The following is a 15,465-nucleotide window of genomic DNA, read 5'->3' as shown; positions in this document are numbered from 1 at the left end:
AAATAGAAAAGGAGAAGAGGACGATGGTAAAAATGATTGCCCTTTACAAACAACCGCAAGATAAAGAAAAATTTGACGAGCATTATTTTCAGACACATGTGCCGATTACGGCGAAAATCCCAGGGCTTCGCAACATGAAAGTGACGAAAATTACCGGAACGCCGATGGGAGGGGAGAGCGAATATTACTTATTATGCGAAATGTACTATGACAGCTATGAGGCGTTTAAGGAAGCAATGAAGACTAGCGAAGCGAAAGCGTCCGCCAAAGACTTAATGTCCTTTGCCGGCGATATCGTCACATTGATGGTTGGCGAGGAAGTGGAAAATGACTAAGTTTGCCTATATCCGCACGCGTGTCGAAGACGAAATTGCCGTTGTTGAGCTCTATCGTCCCGATGTATTGAACGCATTAAACCGGCAGATGGTTACCGAAATTGTTTCCGCGCTAGAGGCGTATGACCGCAATGACGGGGTGCGCGTCATTGTCCTTACGGGAAGCGGGCGCGCGTTTGCGGCCGGAGCGGACATTGACGAGATGGCGGGCGATGATCCGATTAAACTCGAATTATTGAATCAATTTGCCGAATGGGACCGCCTCGCTCTCATTAAAAAGCCGATGATTGCCGCCGTCAACGGGTTTGCGTTAGGGGGAGGATTTGAGCTTGCCCTTAGCTGCGATTTGATTGTTGCTGCAGAGACGGCGGAATTTGGATTTCCGGAAGTCAATATCGGCGTGATGCCAGGCGCGGGAGGAACGCAGCGCCTGACGAAACTCATCGGCAAAACAAAAGCGCTCGAGTGGCTGTGGACGGGCGAGCGCATGTCGGCAAAGGAAGCGCATGCGCTAGGGATTGTCAATCGCGTCGTTGCCCCTGAGTTATTGCTTGAAGAAACGATGCGGTTGGCGCGAAAATTGGCCGCAAAACCTCCTTTATCGCTTCGCCTTATTAAGGAAGCCGTGAATAAGGCGGTCGATTACCCGCTCTATGAAGGCATGCAGTTTGAGCGGAAAAATTTCTATCTTCTTTTTGCCACCGAAGACCAAAAAGAGGGAATGGCGGCATTTATCGAAAAACGGGAGCCGCGTTTTCAGGGAAGATAAAGGAGGTGCTGTCGATTGTACGAAACGATTCATTATGAAGTGCGCGACCATATAGCATGGCTTACGCTAAACCGCCCTGATAAACTGAATGCGTTTACAGAACAAATGAATAAGGAAATCACGCAGGCGCTAAAGCAAACGGCTAACGATGCCAACATACGCTGCCTCGTCATCACCGGAGCGGGCCGGGCGTTTTGCTCGGGGGAAGATCTCGGCGGCGTGACAGAAGAGATGAACCACGGGGAAGTGTTAAGAACGCGTTATGCGCCGATGCTGAAAGCGCTCTACCATTTAGAAAAACCGGTTATTGCGGCGGTGAACGGCGTTGCCGCCGGCGCGGGAATGAGCTTGGCGCTCGCCTGCGATTTCCGGCTTGTCTCGGAAAAAGCGAGCTTTGTTGAAGCGTTTATTCACGTTGGCCTCATTCCAGATGCGGGGAATTTGTACTATCTGCCGCGCCTCATCGGCCACGCCAAAGCGCTTGAATTAGCCGTTTTGGGTGAAAAAATTTCCGCGCAAAAAGCGGCGGAGCTCGGGCTGGCGACCTCGGTCGTTTCGGAGGCAGCGTGGGAAGAAGAAGTGCAGCGCTTTGCCGAGCGGCTGGCCGCCATGCCGACGAAAGCGATCGGGTTGATCAAACGTTTGTTACGCGAGAGCTGGCATTGCACCTTTGAAGATTACTTGGAAAAAGAAGCATACGGCCAGCGTATTGCCGGACTGACCCAAGACCACCGAGAAGGCATTCGCGCTTTCTTCGAAAAACGCAAAGCCGTCTTTCAAGGAAAATAAGAAAGAAGGAGTGGAAGGAAAATGGCAACCGTAAAAGAAACAAAAATGGAAACACTCGCAACGAAACGGGATATGTATCATCTTATTATTAACGGGGAACGAGTTGAAAGCGCTTCGGGCGAAACGTTCATCACCTACAACCCAGCGACAGGCGAGCCGGTCGCAAAGGTAGCGAAAGGGACGAAAGAAGACGCGGAACGCGCGATCCAAGCGGCGCGCCAAGCGTTTGACCATGGCAAATGGCGCCATTTTCCTGTCAACAAACGGGCGCGTATTTTAAACAAAATTGCTTCGATTATGCGTTCTCGTTTTAACGAGCTGGTAGAATTAGAGATTTTAGATACAGGAAAAGCACTTTCCGCCGCACAGGGGCAAGTGATGCAGGCAATTGAAGACTTTGAATTTTACGCCAGCGCCATTGTCGGCCATCGCGGTACGGTCAACAACATGCCGGGTTCGTTCCATAACTTTACGGAAAAAGAGCCGGTCGGGGTATGTGCGCAAATTATCCCATGGAACTATCCGCTCATGATGGCGGCGTGGAAAATCGCGCCGGCGATTGCGGCAGGCTGCTCCGTTGTCGTCAAACCAGCTTCGCTGACGCCGCTCACTTGTATTGTGCTGGCGGAAATTTGCCACGAAGCCGGCGTTCCGGAAGGTGTCGTCAACGTGGTTACCGGGTCTGGCTCGGAAGTCGGCAATTATTTAGTGGAACATCCGCTTGTCGACAAAGTCGCATTTACCGGTTCGACGCCGGTCGGGAAGGATATTATGGAAAAAGCGTCGAAAACATTAAAACGAGTCACCTTGGAACTTGGCGGCAAATCGCCGAACATCATCTTTGAGGATGCAGACATTGATGCAGCTGTTAACGGCTCATTATTCGGAATTTTCTATAATACCGGACAATCTTGTGAAGCGCGCTCCCGTTTGTACGTACATGAGAGCATTTACGATCAATTCATGGAAAAGTTTGTAGAAAAAACGAAAAAATTAAAGCTCGGCAACCCGTTTGATCAAGATACGCATGTCGGTGCCATCATTAGCCGCGAACAACTAGAAGTTATTGACAGCTATGTTAAATCTGCTATCGAAGAGGGAGCTACGATTGTCACTGGCGGGAAAGAAGCGAAAGTGGAAGGATTTGAAAACGGATTCTGGTACGAGCCGACGATTATTACGAATGTCAACCATGAAATGAAGGCGGTCAGAGAGGAAATTTTCGGCCCGGTTGTCGTTGTGATGAAATTTAACGATGAAAAAGAAGTCATTAAATTGGCTAATGACAGTGAATATGGTTTGGGATCGGCCATCTGGACGAAAGATCATGCACGCGCGATTCGCGTGGCGAAACAAATTCAAGCCGGCATTGTCATGATCAACAGCCCGTTCTCCGCGTTCCCAGGCACGCCGTTTGGCGGATATAAACAGTCCGGATTCGGGCGCGAGCTTTGCATCGAAACACTCGATTTATATACGGAAACGAAAAGCATTCTTTCTTATTACGGAAGCCGTCCGCTCAATCCGTTTGGCGTGTAAACAAAAAAATATGGCAGCATAGCACTCTATCCGGCAGGGTGGAGTGCTTATTTTCCATTGTCCAACATACATATAGAACGATTAAGGAGGGATTTTTATGATTCATCGCATTGTTGTTGTTGGATCTGGTGTCATGGGGAGAGGAATTGCCTATGTCAGTGCGGTAGGAGGTTTTGAAACGATTCTTGTCGATGTGAAGGAAGAACAGCTAGAAAGCGCGAAACAAGAAATAGCCGCGATTTTTGTACAAGCCGTCTCCCGCGGCAAATTGACAGAAGCCGAGCGGCAGGAAGCGGAAGCGCGCCTGCGTTACTTCTTGGATTTAGCCGAGGCGGTGCGGGAAGCGGACTTAGTGATTGAAGCCGTCCCGGAAAAATTAGAGGTGAAAAAACAAGTGTTTGAGACGATCGACAAGCATGCGCCGGCGTCTTGCTATTTTGCGACGAATACATCGACGATGAGCCCAACGGAAATCGGCTCGTTTACGAAGCGGCCGGAAAAAGTGATTGCGATGCACTTTTTTAATCCGGTCCACAAAATGAAGCTCGTCGAAATCATCCGCGGTTTAGAAACGAGCGATGATACAGTCAACGTTATTCAGCATGTCGCGGAAAAAATGGGCAAAGAAACAGTCGTCGTGAACGAGTTTCCGGGCTTTGTGACAAGCCGCATCAGCGCGTTAATCGGCAATGAAGCGTTTTACATGCTTCAAGAAGGAGTCGGAACGCCGGAACAGATTGACAAAGCGATTAAACTCGGACTTAACTTTCCGATGGGTCCGTTTGAGCTCGCCGATTTGGTCGGGCTGGATACAAGGCTGAACAACTTAAAATATTTGCATGAAAAATTGGGAGAAAAATACCGCCCGGCTCCGCTCCTCGAGCAATACGTGAAAGCGGGACGGCTTGGCCGCAAAACAGGAAAAGGGGTATATGATTACACAAAGCAGGGAAACAAGGGGGATGAATCATGTTAAGAGAAGTCGTGATTGTCGATGCGGTGCGCACGCCAATAGGGAGATATAAAGGAGCGCTCAAAGACGTCCGTCCCGATGATTTGGCGGCAACAGTCATCCGCGCGCTCGTGGAGCGCAATCCGAGTCTTCCGGTCGAACAAATTGAAGATGTGGTGTTTGGCAACGCCAATCAGGCTGGAGAAGATAATCGCAACGTCGCGCGCATGGCGGCGCTGTTGGCTGGCTTGCCGATCGAAGTGGCGGGAACGACGGTAAACCGCTTATGCGGTTCCGGGCTCGATGCTGTCAATTATGCGGCGCGCGCGATTATGACAGGAGAGGCGGAAATCATGATCGCCGGCGGAACGGAAAGCATGACGCGAGCGCCGTTTGTCATGGCAAAGCCAAGCTCCGATTTTCCGCGCGGTAATATCGAAATGTTTGATACGACGATCGGATGGCGCTTTATCAATCCAAAAATAGAGGAAATGTATGGAACTGACAGCATGCCGCAGACGGCGGAAAATGTCGCGAAACGGTTCGGCATCACTCGGAAGGAGCAGGATGAATTTGCTTATGAAAGCCAAATGAAAGCGAAAAAGGCCATCGAAACGAACCGCTTTGCCGATGAATTAGTGCCGGTCGTCTACTATGACCGAAAAGGCAATCGCGTCGTCGTCGACAAAGATGAACATCCACGTCCGGATACGACACTTGAAAAGCTGGCCAAACTGCCGCCGCTGTTTGAAAACGGCACGGTGACAGCGGGAAATGCTTCCGGCGTCAACGACGGGGCAGCGGCGCTGCTACTAGTGAGCGCGGAAAAAGCAAAAGAGCTCGGGCTGAAACCACTCGTCAAATACGTCACGTCCGCCGTGGCGGGCGTAGAGCCGGCCGTGATGGGAATCGGTCCGGTTTTCGCGACAAGAAAAGCGCTTCGCCGCGCCGGACTGACAATCGATGACATTGGCCTTGTCGAATTGAACGAAGCGTTTGCCTCGCAATCGATCGAATGCATCCGCCAGCTGGAATTAGACCGCGCGAAAGTCAATGTCAACGGCGGCGCGATCGCCCTTGGACATCCGCTTGGTGCCAGCGGCGCCCGCATTTTGACGACGCTTATTTATGAAATGAAAAAACGAGGCGTGAAATATGGGCTGGCGACGATGTGCATCGGCGTCGGACAAGGAATTGCTACGATCGTGGAAAATACGGAGGAATAAAGAGGGGAACGAGATGAAAATGACAATGGCCAACGTATTGCTGGAAAAGAAAAACCATATCGGCTACGTGACATTGCACCGCCCGGAAGTGATGAACTGTTTCGATTACGCCACGCTATGCCAGCTTGGAGAAGCGGTTGAGCGCATTCATCTTGACCGCGACATTCGCGTTGTGATTTTTACTGGCGCGGGAGACAAAGCGTTCAGCGCTGGTGCGGATTTAAAAGAACGAAAGATGCTAAACGAAATGGAAGTGCGTCGCAACGTGAAAAAAATTCGCGATGTTTTCGATGCGGTGGCCAACTTGCCGCAGCCGACGATTGCCGCGGTAAATGGCTATGCTCTTGGTGGCGGATTTGAACTAATGCTTGCCTGTGATTTCAGAATCGCGGTGAAAGGAGCGGTCATGGGTTTAACGGAAGTGAGCTGGGCGATCATTCCGGGAGCTGGCGGAACGCAACGGCTTCCTAGGTTAATTGGCGAAGCGAGGGCGAAAGAGTTAATTTTAACAGCCCGTAAAATTACCGCCGAACAAGCTTATGAATACGGTCTGTTAACAAAAGTAGTAGAAAAAGAAAATTTAATGCCAAGCTGTGAAGCGTTGGCACACGAGATGATGCAAAATGGTCCGATTGCTTTGCAGCAAGCGAAGTACGCAATTCAACAAGGCATGAATGTCGATTTGCAGACAGGCCTTGCCATTGAAGCGAAAGCGTACGAATTAACGATTCCGACGAAAGATCGTTTAGAAGCGTTAGCTGCATTTAGTGAAAAGCGCAAACCACAATTTACAGGGGAGTGACTCATCGCCGAGCCTCCCTTTTTTTATCCAAAATAACAATTTAACGTTATTTTTTCGTTCGTCTTGCCAACGTTATAAAAATTTGCTACGATTATGTCTTGAAAACAAGATAAAGGGTGTCCACAATGAGCATGAATACGCGATCGATGATTTTTACGATTTATGGCGATTACATCCGCCATTACGGCAATGAAATTTGGATCGGCAGTTTAATCCGGCTGCTGAAAGAGTTTGGCCATAACGACCAAGCGGTGCGCGCGGCGATTTCGCGCATGAGCAAACAAGGATGGGTCAAAGCGGAAAAACGCGGCAATAAAAGCTACTATTCGCTCACCGAACGTGGAGTGAAGCGAATGGAAGAAGCGGCAAAACGCATTTATAAAATCCGCCCCGAAAAATGGGACGGAAAGTGGCGCATTTTGGTGTATACGATTCCAGAAGAAAAGCGGAGCGTGCGCGATGAATTGCGAAAAGAGCTCGTGTGGAGCGGATTTGGCACGATCTCAAACAGCTGCTGGATTTCGCCGAACAACTTAGAAAAACAAGTGTACGACCTGATCGATAAATATGAGATTGAACCGTACGTCGACTTTTTTATTGCCCAATATGACGGGCCGCATACGAACAAACTGTTAGTCGAGAAATGTTGGAATTTAGAAGAAATCAATCAAAAATATGAGGAGTTTATTTCCGTCTACAGCCAAAAATACATTATCGACAAACATAAAATCCAGCGCGGGGAAATGTCCGATGCTGAATGTTTTGTCGAGCGGACGAAGCTCGTGCATGAATACCGCAAGTTTCTTTTTATCGACCCGGGCCTGCCGGAGGAGCTGCTGCCGAACGAATGGATGGGCAGCCATGCAGCGGCGCTGTTCAGCGACTATTACAAGGAATTGGCGGTGCCGGCGAGCCGCTTCTTCGAATCGGTATTTATGGAAGGAAATGAACTAAAGAAAAAAGATGAGGAGTACGACGTGTACGACCATCCTTTTATTGTGGATTGATGCTTTTTTGCAGAAAAGCAGAAACGCGCTGCCTCGTAAAAGCAGCGCGTTTGCTTTCCTTTCATTTGTGCTGGTTGGCTAGCAATTGACGGTACTCTTTTCCTTTTTGCACATACGTGTCAATTGATAGTTGAATCAAAGCCAAGTCTTTTTCCGTAATTTCGCGCACGACTTTGCCCGGTGACCCAACGACTAGAGAGCGCGGCGGGATTTTTTTGCCGGAAGGAATAAGCGTGTTGGCGCCAATGATGCATTCCTCGCCGATTTCCGCCCCGTCTAAAATCGTCGATCCCATGCCGATAATCGACCGTTTGCGAATCGTGCAGCCGTGCAAAATCACATTATGCCCCACCGTCACTTCATCTTCGACAACAAGCGGCGACCCTTCGTATAAATGGCAGGTCGAGTTGTCCTGAATGCTGCAGCGCGCGCCAATGATAATCGGCGCTTCGTCCCCCCGTAAGACCGCGTTAAACCAAATCGTTGATTCTTTGCCAATCGTGACGTCCCCAATAATATGCGCCCCTGGGGCGATAAATACGGTTTCATCTACGGTTGGCATTTTGCCTTTGTATGGATAAAGCATTCCCATCCTCCTCAAAGTATGATAAGTTTATGATAAGTATAACACAATTTTAACGGGGTGGGAATTTTATGAATGATATTTGTCGACTTTTACAAATTCGTTATCCGATCATTCAAGGGGGAATGGGAAACATCAGCAACGCAAAGCTGGCCAGCGCCGTGTCGGAGGCAGGCGGGCTGGGGACGGTCGGCGTTGGCACAATGCCGCCTGACGAAGTGGAAGAAATCATTGTTGAAACGAAGCGGCGCACCAACCGTCCGTTTGCTGTCAACATTCCGCTTCAAGTCACGCCATATTTGGAAGAAATGGTGTCGCTCGTGTTGAAACATCGCGTTCCGGTCGTCTCGCTATCGGCGGGAAATCCGGCGCCATGGATCCCCCGCTTTGCCGCGCAGGGGATAAAAGTCATTGTTGTCACCGCATCGGTCAAACAGGCGAAAAAAGCGGAAGCGGCAGGAGCGGACATCGTCGTTGCCGAAGGGTATGAAGCAGCGGGCATCAACTCTTCGCTGGAACTGACGACCATGACATTGATTCCGCAAATCGCCAGCGCGGTGAACATTCCCGTCGTCGCCGCCGGCGGAATTGGCGACGGAAGAGGACTGCTCGCCGCCCTCGCTCTCGGCGCGCAAGGGGTGCAGTTAGGAACGCGTTTGATTGCAACGAAGGACGCTCCGTTTCATGAAGCGTACAAACAGCTGATTACGAATGCCGAAGATAACGAAACGGTGATTGTCGGCCGCACGGTCGGACGTGTGCGGCGTATCATGCGCACGCCGTACGCCGAGAAATTACTCGAATATGAAAAACAAGGAATGCCGCCGGAACAGTTTCAAGAATATACGTCGGAAGACCGTCATCGCCGTGGGGCGCTTCATGGCGACTTCCACGAAGGGTTTGTCAACGCCGGGCAAATTGCTGGCTTGATCGACGATGTGCCGACAGTGGCGGAACTGTTCGGGCAAATGATGGCGGAAGCGAAGCAGCAGCTTGGAAAGCTTCGCGTTATTTTAGGAGAATGATATCGAGAGGGTGTCTGCGATAAGACGCCCTTCATTTTTTTACGATTATTATTTTTTTGAAAATTATTGACTTTATTCGCTGGCTATTGATAATATTTATTTAGTATAACGTTATTTTAACGTTATTAATGTTTTTTATAATAAAAAATGTAATCGCTTCCAAAATGTTTGCCAAACCAATTTTGAAGAAAACGAGGGGGATTAAGGATGAAAAAAGCAGTGAAACGCCTCGCTGTACCTGTGCTTGCAGGTATGTTAGCGCTTACAGGATGCGGAAAGGAGGAAGCGACCGGCGGCAAAGGAGATGGGAAGGAAGGCAAGACAGTAACGGTCGGTGTCACGCAAATTATTGAGCATCCGTCGCTGGATGCCGCTTTTAGCGGCTTTAAAAAGGCATTAGAGGACAATGGATTCAAAGAGGGGAAAAACGTCAAATACGACGTGCAAAATGCGCAAGGCGACCAAAGCAATAATCAGACGATCGCCAATAATTTTGTAGCGGAAGGCGTGGACCTCATTTTCGCCAATTCGACTCCTAGCGCGCAAAGCGCCTTAAATGCGACGAAAGACATACCGATTGTGTTTACATCTGTTACCGACCCGGTCGGCGCCGGCTTAGTCCCGTCCATGGATCAGGCGGGAGAAAACATTACCGGAACAACGGACAGCCACCCGGATGCGATTCGTAAAACCATTCAGTTTATTGACGAACAAATGGATGCCAAAACAGTCGGCTTGATTTATAACGCCGGGGAGCAAAACTCGGTGGCACAAATTAAGAAAGTGAAAGAAGCAGCGAAAAATACCGACTTGAAGTTTGTTGAAGCGTCCGTGTCGACGACGGCGGAAGTGAAGCAGGCCGCGGAGTCGCTGGCCGGGAAAGCGGATGTGTTTTATATCGTGACCGACAACACGGTCGTATCGGCGATCGAATCGGTCGTCAGCGTGGCAAACGAACACAAAATGCCTGTGTTGGCTGGCGAACTGGATTCGTTAAAGCGCGGCTGTTTTGCGGCATATGGATTTGACTACTATGACATCGGCTATCAGGCGGGGAAAATGGCGGCAGCGATTTTAAAGGGCGAGAAAAAGCCGTCGGAACTAAAGCCGGAATATCCGGATAAACTGAAGCTCGTCATTAACAAAACAGCGGCGGAAAAGCAAGGAGTCAAGCTGAAACCAGAGTGGGATAAGATGGCGGAGTATATCGAATAAACGGAGAAAGGATGAAGACCGTTGTTCATGTCGATGATCGGTGCGGTGGAAGCGGGAATTATTTATGCGATTATGGCGCTGGGCGTGTATTTGTCTTTTCGTATTTTAGATTTTCCGGATTTAACCGTGGACGGCAGCTTCGTTACCGGAGCGGCCGTAGCGGCAACGCTCATTGTCAGCGGTGTCAATCCGTTTGCGGCGACAGCCCTGGCCCTTGTTGTCGGCTTTCTTGCTGGATGCATTACCGGGCTGCTCCATACGGCGGGAAAAATTAACGCGCTTTTGTCGGGAATTTTAATGATGATCGCCTTATATTCGATCAATCTCCGCATCATGGGACGCTCCAATGTTCCGCTTCTCAATCAAAAAACAATTTTTACGACCATTCAGGAATGGGGGATGAAGGCGGGGCTCGATCCTGCCGCGGCGAAAACGTGGGGGGTTTTCCTCTCGATGACGCTGCTTACGCTGCTATTCAAATGGTTTACGGATTGGTTTTTGCAGACGGAGATCGGGCTTGCGATCCGTGCTACCGGCGACAATCCGCGCATGATTCGCAGTTTGTCGGCCAATACGAATTTATTAATTATCATCGGCCTCGGCCTTTCCAACGCGATGGTCGCCTTTTCCGGGGCGCTGATCGCCCAATACGGTTCGTTTGCCGATGTCGGCATGGGAATTGGCATGATTATTATCGGGCTTGCTTCCGTCATTATCGGAGAGGCGGTGTTTGGCACCAAAACGATTGCCAGAACAACGCTTGCGGTAATCGGCGGCTCGATTATTTACCGCATTGTCGTCAGCCTGGCGCTACAGGCGCAGTTTTTAGAAACCGGTGATGTCAAATTGATTACCGCCTGCATCGTGATCATCGCGCTCGTTGCGCCGCAAATCGTCCGCCAGCGCCAGGAGAAAAAGCGGAAAGAACGGCGGCGGCAGGAGCGGGCGCAGCTTGCCGCCGTTTCGGCAGGCGGAAAGGGGGAGAGCGATGTTACGGTTAAATCGGATTTATAAGGTATTTAACGAAGGGACGCCCGATGAAAAAATCGCCCTGCAGCATGTGAATTTGACGCTGAAAAAAGGAGATTTTGTCACGATTATCGGCAGCAACGGCGCCGGCAAGTCCACGCTTATGAACTTGATTTCCGGTGTGCTGTTTCCCGATGAAGGGACGATTTACATCGATGGCCAAGACGTCACGTCCATGCCGGAATACGTCCGCTCCCGCTATATCGGACGCGTCTTTCAAGACCCGATGGCCGGCACGGCGCCAAGCATGACGATTGAAGAAAATTTGGCAATGGCGTACGCCCGCAGTCAAAAGCGCACTCTAAGACGCGGGGTGACGAAAAAACGGCGCGATTATTTCCGAGAAATATTATCGACGCTTCACCTTGGGTTGGAAAATCGCCTGCAGGCGAAAGTCGGACTGCTTTCCGGCGGGGAGCGGCAGGCGCTGTCATTGCTCATGGCGACGTTTACCGAACCAGCGATTTTGCTTTTAGATGAGCATACCGCCGCGCTCGACCCGGCGCGGGCGGAGCTGATTACGAATTTAACGAAAGAAATTGTCAAGAAACACGGCTTGACGACATTGATGGTCACCCATAATATGCAGCAGGCGATCGATTTAGGAAACCGTCTCATTATGATGGATAAAGGACAAATCATTCTTGAAGTCGACGAAAACGAAAAGAAAGGATTGACCGTCGAGAAGCTGCTGGCGGAATTCCAACGCATCCGCGGCACGCAGCTCGCAAGCGACCGCGCGGTATTAAGCTAAACATAGAAAGCAAGATAAGTGATCCGGAAGTTTATCTCTTTTTTAAAAAGTAAAACGAATTAAATATATAACGTTTTTTAAACGTATATATAGTTTATAGGAATAAAATGATTATCTCTTTCGATTTTCCGTGTTCGGCTTTTGGGCTTTGCCCGCCGTCATCAGGGAAAAAGTCCTTTTCCCCGCCGCTGGCAACAAAACGGTTTAGGGAGGAGAAATGATATGAGCACCGTCATTAAGCAAATGAGTCAGGTGGATATATTTGCGCAAATGCGTGAGCATGAGCAAGTAGTGTTTTGCAATGATGAGCAAACAGGATTAAAAGCGATTATTGCTATTCATAATACGACGCTCGGCCCGGCGCTTGGCGGATGCCGCATGTATCCGTACGCGACGGTCGAGGACGCTTTGTTCGACGTGCTTCGTTTATCGAAAGGAATGACGTATAAATGTTTGGCGGCCGATGTCGATTTTGGCGGGGGCAAAGCGGTCATTATCGGCGATCCCCGCAAAGACAAAACGCCGGAATTGTTTCGCGCCTTCGGCCAGTTTGTCGAATCGTTAAACGGCCGCTTCTATACGGGAACCGATATGGGAACGGCGCCGGACGATTTCGTTCACGCATTGAAAGAAACGAATTGCATCGTCGGCGTTCCCGAAGCATACGGCGGCAGCGGTGATTCCTCGGTGCCAACGGCCTTAGGCGTCATTTACGGCATTCAAGCAACGAACAAAGTCATTTGGGGCAGTGATGCTCTGTACGGAAAAACATACGCCATTCAAGGATTAGGCAAAGTAGGCAAGAAAGTCGCCTTGCAGCTGTTGGAAGAAGGAGCGGATTTATACGTTTGCGACATTAACGAAGCAGCGGTCGAAGAAGTGGTGGCGTATGGCAAAAAACTCGGCGCGAGCGTAAAAGCAGTAAAAGGGTCAGAAATTTACAGCACCGATGCCGATGTGTTTGTTCCATGCGCTTTTGGCAATGTCGTGAACGATGACACGATCCATCTATTCAAAGTAAAGGCGATCGTCGGCTCGGCGAACAACCAGCTTCTCGACGTGCGCCACGGGCAGCTTTTAAAGGAAAGAGGAATCGTATACGCACCCGATTATATTGTGAATGCCGGCGGGCTGATTCAAGTGGCTGACGAGCTTTACGGACCGAATAAAGAGAGAGTGCTCGAGAAAACGAAAACGATTTATTCGACGCTTCTTCATATTTACGCCCAGGCCGAAGCCGAGCAAATCACCACGGTCGAAGCGGCCAACCGTTTTTGCGAGGAACGGCTGCGGCAGCGAAGCCGCCGCAATAACTTTTTTACCCATCATAAGCGGCCGAAATGGGATATTCGCCGCTGACAACAAGGAGGGATTCGATGGAACGGCAATTCCCAATCAGGCAAATCATGGATGAACAAGGGCGGATCGTAGAGCACGAGTATCGGGGGCAAATAACGGAAGAACTCGTAATGGCGATGTACCGCCATCTCATCCGGACAAGAACGTTTGACCGCAAATGCGTCAGCCTGCAACGGCAAGGGCGGATCGGCCCGTACGTTCCGTTTGAAGGGCAGGAGGCGTGCCAAGTCGGCAGCGCCCTCGCTTTAGAGGACGAAGATTGGATGTTTCCGACGTATCGCGACCACGGGGCGATGATGACGTTCGGCCGCACATTGACACAGACGCTTTTGTATTGGAAAGGGCGGACGGAAGGATGCATCCCGCCGCAAGGGAAAAAAATCGTGCCGCCGTACGTTCCGATCGCCACACAGCTGCCGCAAGCTGCCGGAGCGGCATACGCGGAAAAACGGAAGGGAACAAAAAACGCGGTGATCGTTTATTTTGGAGACGGCGCGACATCGGAAGGCGATTTTCATGAGGGGTTGAATTTTGCAAGCGTTTTCAATGCTCCAGTCGTCTTTTTCAATCAAAACAATCAGTATGCGATTTCCGTGCCGATCACCCGGCAAATGAAATCAAAAACGATCGCGCAAAAAGCGCTCGCCTATGACATCCCTGGCATTCGCATCGACGGAAACGATATTTTCGCCGTCTATTTTCACACCAAACAAGCGTTAGAGCGGGCGCGAAACGGGGAAGGACCGACGCTGATTGAGGCGGTCACCTGGCGCTACGGCGCCCATACGACTTCCGATGATCCATCGAAGTACCGCGATCAAGAAGAAAGCAAACGGAGACGGGAAACGACCGATCCGATCATGCGGCTTGAGCGTTTTATGCAGCGGGAAGGCTTTTGGGATGAAAACTGGGCCAACGATGTACAAGAAAGGGTAAATGCGGAAGTGGAGCAGGCGGTGGCGGAAATGGATCGCTATCCAAGCGCCAATCCGGAAGATATGTTTGATTATGTGTTTGCCGAGCCGACGTGGACGATTGCCGAGCAAAAACAAGCGTATATGGAGTGGAAACGGGGGATGGAAGGATGACAACAGCGGTGAATACAAAAACGTTGACGCTCGTGCAGGCGGTAAACGACGCGTTGCGCACGATGTTAAAAGAACGCGACGACGTCATTTTGCTTGGCGAGGATATCGGGAAAAACGGCGGGGTGTTCCGCGCGACCGAAGGCTTGCAGGCGGAGTTTGGCGAGGACCGGGTCATCGATACGCCGCTTAGCGAAGCAGGGTTTACCGGAGCGGCGATCGGGATGGCGTTAAACGGCTTTCGTCCGGTCGTCGAGATTCAATTTTTAGGATTTATTTATCCGGCGTACGAACAAATTATGACCCATGCGGCGCGGATGCGGGCGCGGACGATGGGGCATTTCACCGTCCCGATGGTGATCCGTGCCCCGTACGGCGCGGGGGTGCGCGCTCCGGAAATCCATTCCGACAGCACGGAGGCATTGTTTACCCATATGCCCGGCATGAAAGTCATCTGCCCGGCCTCGCCATATGACGCGAAAGGACTGCTGATTGCCGCGATTGAAGATCCGGACCCGGTGCTGTTTTTGGAGCCGATGCGCAGCTACCGTGCGTTTCGCGAAGAAGTGCCGGAAGGAAAATATACGGTGGAAATCGGCAAAGCGAAAAAATTGCGCGAAGGCGATGACGTGACCGTGATCGCCTGGGGAGCGATGGTGCCGGTGGCGCTGAAAGCGGCGGAAAGCGCCGCGAAAAAAGGGATTCACGCCGATGTGATCGACTTGCGCACGCTCTATCCGCTCGATAAAGATATGATCGCCGCGTCGGTGCAAAAAACGGGACGAACGGTGATTGTCCAGGAAGCGCACGCCACTGGAGGACTTGCAAGCGATATTGTCGCGCTGATTAACGATACATCGTTTTTGTACCAAAAAGCGCCTGTGGCGCGCGTCACTGGATTCGATGTCCCGGTGCCGTTTTTTGCCTACGAAGACGATTATTTGCCGACGCCGGCGCGCGTCTTGCACGCGATTGAAAAAACAGTCAACTTCTAGC

The 15,465-nt window shown here is 50.6% G+C and carries 16 protein-coding genes; 15 read left to right on the top strand and 1 reads right to left on the bottom strand.

Annotation, left to right across the window (positions count from 1 at the left end; all coding sequences use genetic code 11):
• The first annotated feature begins 23 nt into the window (after positions 1-23).
• From GCA01S_RS10860 to paaX, 8 genes are all read left to right on the top strand, one after another.
• Positions 24-335 (top strand): EthD family reductase, encoded by a 312-nt coding sequence (locus GCA01S_RS10860; protein WP_017435995.1) that lies wholly within the window; start codon positions 24-26, stop codon positions 333-335.
• Positions 328-1,104, top strand: coding sequence for an enoyl-CoA hydratase/isomerase family protein (locus GCA01S_RS10855; RefSeq protein WP_042409885.1), 777 nt, complete (start codon positions 328-330; stop codon positions 1,102-1,104). The genes GCA01S_RS10860 and GCA01S_RS10855 overlap by 8 nt, the downstream gene beginning before the upstream one ends.
• 15 nt (positions 1,105-1,119) lie before the next feature.
• Positions 1,120-1,893, top strand: a complete 774-nt coding sequence (locus tag GCA01S_RS10850; protein ID WP_042409884.1) for an enoyl-CoA hydratase-related protein — start codon at positions 1,120-1,122, stop codon at positions 1,891-1,893.
• Between the two features lie 21 nt (positions 1,894-1,914).
• On the top strand, positions 1,915-3,432 hold the full coding sequence (locus GCA01S_RS10845) for an aldehyde dehydrogenase family protein (RefSeq protein ID WP_042409883.1): 1,518 nt from the start codon (positions 1,915-1,917) through the stop codon (positions 3,430-3,432).
• Positions 3,433-3,529: 97 nt separating this feature from the next.
• Entirely contained in the window at positions 3,530-4,408 is an 879-nt protein-coding gene (locus GCA01S_RS10840; protein WP_042409881.1) for a 3-hydroxyacyl-CoA dehydrogenase, read from the top strand.
• A complete protein-coding gene (locus GCA01S_RS10835; protein ID WP_042409878.1) occupies positions 4,402-5,610 on the top strand; it encodes a thiolase family protein in 1,209 nt (402 codons plus the stop codon). The genes GCA01S_RS10840 and GCA01S_RS10835 overlap by 7 nt, the downstream gene beginning before the upstream one ends.
• Before the next feature lie 13 nt (positions 5,611-5,623).
• Positions 5,624-6,412 carry an enoyl-CoA hydratase-related protein gene (locus tag GCA01S_RS10830; protein WP_017435989.1) on the top strand — a complete coding sequence of 263 codons (789 nt, stop codon included), beginning with the start codon at positions 5,624-5,626 and terminating at the stop codon, positions 6,410-6,412.
• A gap of 131 nt (positions 6,413-6,543) precedes the next feature.
• A complete protein-coding gene (gene paaX, locus GCA01S_RS10825; RefSeq protein WP_042409918.1) occupies positions 6,544-7,419 on the top strand; it encodes a phenylacetic acid degradation operon negative regulatory protein PaaX in 876 nt (291 codons plus the stop codon).
• A 61-nt stretch (positions 7,420-7,480) separates the two neighbouring features.
• Here paaX and GCA01S_RS10820 read toward each other — a convergent pair whose 3' ends face one another.
• Positions 7,481-8,005 carry a gamma carbonic anhydrase family protein gene (locus GCA01S_RS10820; protein WP_042409875.1) on the bottom strand — a complete coding sequence of 175 codons (525 nt, stop codon included), beginning with the start codon at positions 8,003-8,005 and terminating at the stop codon, positions 7,481-7,483.
• A gap of 68 nt (positions 8,006-8,073) precedes the next feature.
• On the opposite strand from GCA01S_RS10820, the gene GCA01S_RS10815 reads away from it, so the two are divergent.
• From GCA01S_RS10815 to GCA01S_RS10785, 7 genes are all read left to right on the top strand, one after another.
• Positions 8,074-9,027: an NAD(P)H-dependent flavin oxidoreductase gene (locus GCA01S_RS10815; RefSeq protein ID WP_042409872.1), complete on the top strand. Its 954-nt coding sequence runs from the start codon at positions 8,074-8,076 to the stop codon at positions 9,025-9,027.
• A 207-nt stretch (positions 9,028-9,234) separates the two neighbouring features.
• On the top strand, positions 9,235-10,242 hold the full coding sequence (locus GCA01S_RS10810) for an ABC transporter substrate-binding protein (RefSeq protein ID WP_042409870.1): 1,008 nt from the start codon (positions 9,235-9,237) through the stop codon (positions 10,240-10,242).
• Positions 10,243-10,269: 27 nt separating this feature from the next.
• Entirely contained in the window at positions 10,270-11,256 is a 987-nt protein-coding gene (locus GCA01S_RS10805; protein WP_042409914.1) for an ABC transporter permease, read from the top strand.
• On the top strand, positions 11,231-12,025 hold the full coding sequence (locus tag GCA01S_RS10800) for an ABC transporter ATP-binding protein (protein ID WP_017435983.1): 795 nt from the start codon (positions 11,231-11,233) through the stop codon (positions 12,023-12,025). Before GCA01S_RS10805 ends, GCA01S_RS10800 begins: the two co-directional genes overlap by 26 nt.
• A gap of 222 nt (positions 12,026-12,247) precedes the next feature.
• Positions 12,248-13,384 carry a Leu/Phe/Val dehydrogenase gene (locus GCA01S_RS10795; protein WP_042409867.1) on the top strand — a complete coding sequence of 379 codons (1,137 nt, stop codon included), beginning with the start codon at positions 12,248-12,250 and terminating at the stop codon, positions 13,382-13,384.
• A 17-nt stretch (positions 13,385-13,401) separates the two neighbouring features.
• On the top strand, positions 13,402-14,472 hold the full coding sequence (pdhA, locus tag GCA01S_RS10790) for a pyruvate dehydrogenase (acetyl-transferring) E1 component subunit alpha (protein WP_042409865.1): 1,071 nt from the start codon (positions 13,402-13,404) through the stop codon (positions 14,470-14,472).
• Complete coding sequence (locus tag GCA01S_RS10785) at positions 14,469-15,464, top strand: alpha-ketoacid dehydrogenase subunit beta (protein WP_042409862.1); 996 nt, start codon at positions 14,469-14,471, stop codon at positions 15,462-15,464. Before pdhA ends, GCA01S_RS10785 begins: the two co-directional genes overlap by 4 nt.
• Position 15,465: the final 1 nt, after the last annotated feature.

This window comes from Parageobacillus caldoxylosilyticus NBRC 107762 (genome assembly GCF_000632715.1).
Taxonomy (GTDB): Bacteria; Bacillota; Bacilli; order Bacillales; family Anoxybacillaceae; genus Saccharococcus; species Saccharococcus caldoxylosilyticus.
This window is presented reverse-complemented; position numbering and strand designations above follow the sequence as displayed.